The following is a 4918-nucleotide window of genomic DNA, read 5'->3' on the forward strand; positions in this document are numbered from 1 at the left end:
TACAACGTTTAATATATGTGTCGTAGCGGAGCAAAATGTTACCTTGCTTTTCGATATTTCTGCGCATTGGTTGCTAACTTTTACTTTTTGCAAGCATTGCGCCTTACCAAAAATACAACAACCATTCAATTCATCACTTAGCTGCTATGATCACATATATCGTGTTGTAGCTAGTTTTTTAATAAGATGTACCAGATTTACTTACGCCATATTTATCAGGAACATACAAATGAAATGTATTTACTTCGTCACAAAAGTCTGGCTCCGAAATTATTGACATTTTTTCACCAATAGTATCCGTCATAATCTCTTTGAGTTCGTTAACATTCTCAACAGTATTCCATTCCGAACCACCATTTTTTTTATATTCTTTGTAAGTATTATTTACAATTAACAATTCAGGATCAAAATTATTTTCGACTTGAGATTCCGTTACGGTTTTTATAAAATCCTCAGTTACTATTCCATTATTTAATTCATTAACCTCTTTGAATACAGTTATTGAGTCACTTTCATTACTCTCATTAATAAGTTCATCTAATTCATTTGAATTCTCCATAAAGAAATAGTTTCGGTTATTTCCAGAGTTAGGGATTCTAACTAATACTAAAACTTTAGCATTGTCTTTTAGTAATTTCGTTACTGATTTTATGAAGTCACTTTTTGTCATTTACAGACTTTGATTTAATTAGCTACAACGTCTCGGCTATGGTTAGTACGGGGATTAAAAGTAGCGAACTTTCGATTAAGCACTTAGCCAAAACTTTTTATTTTGTTTTAATTTTTTTGATCTAAAGCCAAATCAAAAGATTTGGCAGACTTTATAAGAATACATGAAACTTTGGATTAAATACCAAACTCCGTATTAATTATAGCCAATGTTAGCTGTTGTTTTTATTTCCCAAGTTTTAATAGTTCCATCATAAGATGCACTTATTATTGTTTCTTTATCGAGTAATTCAATAGATTGAACAAAATTTTGATGTTCAAACTCTGAAATCATTTGTCCATTCAAATTCCAAATTTTCACTTTGTTGTCTTCACCACCTGTTGCAATCTGATTATGGTTTATAAACTTGATTGTTCTAATTATTCCTGAATGAGCTTTAAATGTTTTAATTCCTACTTGGTGATAATCTTTAGACAAAGTTCGAATTGTAATTTCACCTTTTAAACTTCCGCTAATTAGTTGTCGTGTTTGCTTGTTATAAGCAAGGCTAATAATAGAACAATCTTCAAAAAAGGTATTTATTGATTTTTCTATTTTACAATTCCAGATTTTGATTGTACCATCTTCTGAACTTGAGGCAATAATGTCTTGATTTAGTTTAATGACTTTCCAAACCCAATTATTATGTTCTTTAAATGTCTGTAAAACGGTTCCTTTAAGGTTTGATATCTTAACTGTATTATCTCCGCTACTCGAAGCAAAAGTATTATCATCTAAACGACAAAGAGAAAGAACAATTGCAGAATGAATATCTATACTATTAATAGTTTTGAAATCTTTCCAGACTAATATTTTACGATCTCTTGAACCCGAAATAAAAATATTGTCACTTATTTTCTCAATACTCAAAATTGAATTTAAATGACCACTCAACGAATGCATTTGTTTACCAAAAATATTCCAAGACTTTATTTCTTTGTCTCTTCCTCCGCTAAGAATTGTATTATCGTTTATTTTGAGTATTGACCATATATAACCTAAATGACCAGTAAAAGGTTCTTGTATTTGTTTTGTTCCTTTTTTTGAATATAAAATATCACTCCTTAAAACAAATTTTTCGCCTTGACTTACGACTTCTCCTGCGTGCCATACATTATGGTCAAAAACAATAAGGTCTCCCTGTTTAGGTATGTATGATGCCCAAATTTTATCTGTTTCTTTTGTTTCGTAAAATAGAGTTCGTCCTCCTTTGAATTCAGACGCATTATTTAAATATATCATAAACGTCAACTTGGACTGTGTTGTTTCATTTCGGTAATGAATACCGTCCAGATGTCTATTGAAATATTGATTTTCAGAGTATTTACAAAACCTAAGTCTGTTATTTAATTCTTTAATATTCCAAATACCGTTTTCCACTTTAATATTTGAGTCTATTTCAATAGTCTTAGGTAAGTAAGGTTTTACTTTCTTAAATAGTTGAATTGATAATTCATTATTATCTGTTACAAATCTTTCATTATTTCTGTAATAGGTAGGGTAGTTTGAAATAGCTTTTTGAAATGATTTTTTCCTGTTTACATTTAATAGCTCTTCACATTCAGTTTTAGAAAAAAGAGAAGGAATAACATAACAGGTTAATTTCGTGTTTGGTAAAATGTTTTGTATTTCAATTTTTGGTTTAGTCAAATTAACTTCATTTTTTCAATACGATTACATTTTTTTTATGAATAACAGCTAACGTTAAATATATGGCAAGTTGGGCAGAAAATAAGCGATTAATTTCGTTTTTGCCACAAGCCAAATCTTTTGTATTTTGTTTTAATTTTTTTCTTTTAATACCAAATCAAAAGATTTGGTGACTTTGCAAATAATCAACAACCTTTAGATTAAGCACTAATCGCCCAATTTGCTATATATAGTGTTGTAGTGCGTTTTTTTATGCAATATTACTCGTATAATTTCCAATTCCTTTTAATTCCGCTGTTCCGGCTTCTTTTTCCGCTAACATTTTTAATTCTCGACAAAAAGTATCTATAGCATTTGGCTCAATTATTAATTCCATTGAGAGCTTATCTTTTTCCTCTTTGCGATATTCTGTTGAGACATTTTCTTCCATTGTGATTAGAACTCCACATTTTCCAGTCGGTCCAATCTTATAAAATTTCATTTCGAAATATGCGTAACTATCTTTTTCTCCGCAAGAATGAGTCAAACTATCTTTTCCAAATGGGAATCCATTTAATTCATTTACAAACCCAAGTAAAGATTCAGATACTTCATAAACTTCTGTAATTCCAGAATATCGTCCGTTATTTGCTGAGATTCGCATCTCAAACATATCGTCATCTTTCCAAATAACTTCAAATTTCAAATTATTTCCGTTCATTTTTTTAATGCACTACAACGTTAAATATATGTGTCGTAGCAGAGCAAAATGTTACCCTATTTTCGACAAAAACTGCGCATTGGTTGCTAACTTTTCCATTCTGCAAGCATTGCGCCTAACCAAAAATACAACAACCTTTTGATTGATCACTAAGCTGCTATGATCACATATATGCTGTTACAGCACGTTTTTTGTTTTTAGAATACGTTGCGCTGCAGTTTTTGCTTCATTCACATATCCGCTATTTTCGTCCGCAATACTTTTCAATTCCGATTCAGGTTTTGATTTGAACTTTAGCTGGTAACTTTTTATCAGCTTTTCCGTTTCCATATTTTTGTTAGATAACTCCTGTTCAGTTAACTCTTTTTTAGGAAACATTTCGTTTAATTGATTTTTATTCAAGGCAAGAAATGTGATTAATAAAGCTAAAAAGATTGGGTTGAAGTTAATAGAACCGATACTAAATATAATGTTCGAATAATAAATGTCAATTAAGTTTATAATCCCGAGTATCAATGTCAATCCGAATATATAAACAAACAATTTTTTATTCTTGAAATAAAGTATTGTTGAGATTCCAATGAGAATTATTCCTAGATAATGCTTATAATTCAGTACATAATCCGTCAGAAGCGTAATTCCGATTGAGTAAAGCAGGAGAAGTATACAAATCAGTATTGGAATTATTTCTTTTTTCATCATATGTGCTGTAACGTGTTTGTGTATGGCTTGTTGCGGGAAATCAGCTATGATTTTCCGCCGTAACCTAAAGATAATGAATTGCAATGAATTCCGATTAAGGAATTCAGCCGCAATGAGCTATACACATTGTTGTACGCTGGCTTTTAATCCGTTATTTCTATTAATTTCAAGTCCAAGTCCTTTATCACTTGGTCAATGTCAAATTCAAAATCCTTTGGAATATTCACAGTCGCAATACTACCAAGGTCAACTTGCCAAAATCCACCTCTTTTCGTCAATTCCTCTCCAAGCATTCGATAGTCAGATTCTTTATGGTTTGGTGTTAATCCAAATCTACGTGTAATGTATTCCGATTCCTTTGTTATTTTAGTTATCTCGTGTTTATTTTCTTCGTTGATTTTCGTTTCGAACTCCGTTCCTAAAGTCAATTTAGGATTACAAAAGTCATTGTCAGTCATCCGAAATTTATTTTCAGTTAACTGCTCAACAAAAAGAGTAGTCGTTACTTTCTCTTCTTTGTGATAAACCTCAATTTTGATTTCTTTCATTCATTTAGTTCTTTCCAACACTTTTGAACTTCTCTTTCAACTTCTATTTCCATTTTAGGTAGTTCATTTAGAATCCAATTTTGACTTTCTAGAGTCAGATAATTTTTGTTTTTAGATAATTTGAATTTCATTGCACTTTTAATTAATGGAATCAAATCCTTTGTTTCTGTATCTCCATTCGCAAAATTCGGTCCGATTAAATATCCTAAAATGTCTTTCTCATATTTTGGTTTGTAATGTAAAATGTGAGTCACAATTGGAAAATAGAAGTAGAAATAACTGTTAGTATTCGACTGGTATTGAATTTTATTAAACTCCGAAATTAATAAGTCAGATTGAGAGTCAGATGTATCAAAGTCAAGTTCAGAAAGCAATTCATAAGTCTTTTTTGCACTCTGTTTTATTTCTCCCATTCTCTTTAAGTCAGAAAACACTTTTTCAAATTCTGCCTTAAATTCTTTTTTCTTAATCCAATCTAAAATTCCCAATTCATTCTGTTTTTCAGCTTGCGTACAACGGTTTGTATAAAAATCGTTTTAATGCTTTTTATACTTTGTTGTGTAGCGTTTTTATCTTTCCCTCTTTTAATTTAGATATTTCTGTCGACCA

The 4918-nt window shown here is 30.5% G+C and carries 6 protein-coding genes; all 6 read right to left on the reverse strand.

Annotation, left to right across the window (positions count from 1 at the left end):
- Positions 1-178: 178 nt before the first annotated feature.
- The 6 genes from H526_RS0117870 to H526_RS0117900 all read right to left on the reverse strand — a co-directional run bounded on the left by H526_RS0117870 (position 179) and on the right by H526_RS0117900 (position 4797).
- Positions 179-670 carry a hypothetical protein gene (locus H526_RS0117870; RefSeq protein ID WP_027394230.1) on the reverse strand — a complete coding sequence of 164 codons (492 nt, stop codon included), beginning with the start codon at positions 668-670 and terminating at the stop codon, positions 179-181.
- A 195-nt stretch (positions 671-865) separates the two neighbouring features.
- Entirely contained in the window at positions 866-2359 is a 1494-nt protein-coding gene (locus H526_RS0117875; protein ID WP_027394253.1) for a 2OG-Fe(II) oxygenase, read from the reverse strand.
- 250 nt (positions 2360-2609) lie between these two features.
- Positions 2610-3002 carry a hypothetical protein gene (locus H526_RS0117885; protein WP_211237845.1) on the reverse strand — a complete coding sequence of 131 codons (393 nt, stop codon included), beginning with the start codon at positions 3000-3002 and terminating at the stop codon, positions 2610-2612.
- Positions 3003-3236: 234 nt separating this feature from the next.
- Entirely contained in the window at positions 3237-3389 is a 153-nt protein-coding gene (locus H526_RS31875; protein WP_155839724.1) for a hypothetical protein, read from the reverse strand.
- 515 nt (positions 3390-3904) lie between these two features.
- Positions 3905-4309, reverse strand: coding sequence for a hypothetical protein (locus H526_RS0117895; protein WP_027394256.1), 405 nt, complete (start codon positions 4307-4309; stop codon positions 3905-3907).
- A complete protein-coding gene (locus H526_RS0117900; RefSeq protein ID WP_027394257.1) occupies positions 4306-4797 on the reverse strand; it encodes a hypothetical protein in 492 nt (163 codons plus the stop codon). The genes H526_RS0117895 and H526_RS0117900 overlap by 4 nt, the downstream gene beginning before the upstream one ends.
- Positions 4798-4918: the final 121 nt, after the last annotated feature.

This window comes from Aquimarina latercula DSM 2041 (genome assembly GCF_000430645.1).
Classification (GTDB): domain Bacteria; phylum Bacteroidota; class Bacteroidia; order Flavobacteriales; family Flavobacteriaceae; genus Aquimarina; species Aquimarina latercula.